Genomic DNA, 404 nt, shown 5'->3' on the forward strand with positions numbered 1-404 from the left:
GGCCGCCACCATGGGCGTGAACGCCCGACGCACCCGCATCGTCGTCATCATCACCGCCACGCTCGTCACCGCCGCGAGCGTCTGCGTCACCGGCATGATCGGCTGGGTGGGCCTCGTCATTCCGCACCTGTGCCGCATGCTCGTCGGCGCCGACTATCGCCGCCTCATTCCCGCAGCCATGCTCATGGGCGCCAGCTTCCTGCTCATCGTGGACGACGTCGCCCGCCTTGCCACCACCGCCGAAATCCCCATCGGCATCCTCACCGCTTTCGTGGGCGCGCCGTTCTTCTTGTACCTCATAACGCGGAAGAAGAAGCTATGAGCATCGATGTGACCAGCTTGAGCTTCTGCTACGGAAGCCGCGAGATCTTGCACGACCTTTCGTTTTCCATTCCCGACGGGTG

The 404-nt window shown here is 63.9% G+C and carries 1 protein-coding gene; it reads left to right on the forward strand.

What is annotated here, in order from left to right; all coding sequences use genetic code 11:
* The coding region (locus NE591_RS12905) for an iron ABC transporter permease (RefSeq protein ID WP_256156822.1) at positions 1 to 322 on the forward strand (322 nt) is incomplete at its 5' end.
* Positions 323 to 404: the final 82 nt, after the last annotated feature.

The organism is Adlercreutzia sp. DFI.6.23, from assembly GCF_024462535.1.
Classification (GTDB): domain Bacteria; phylum Actinomycetota; class Coriobacteriia; order Coriobacteriales; family Eggerthellaceae; genus Adlercreutzia; species Adlercreutzia rubneri.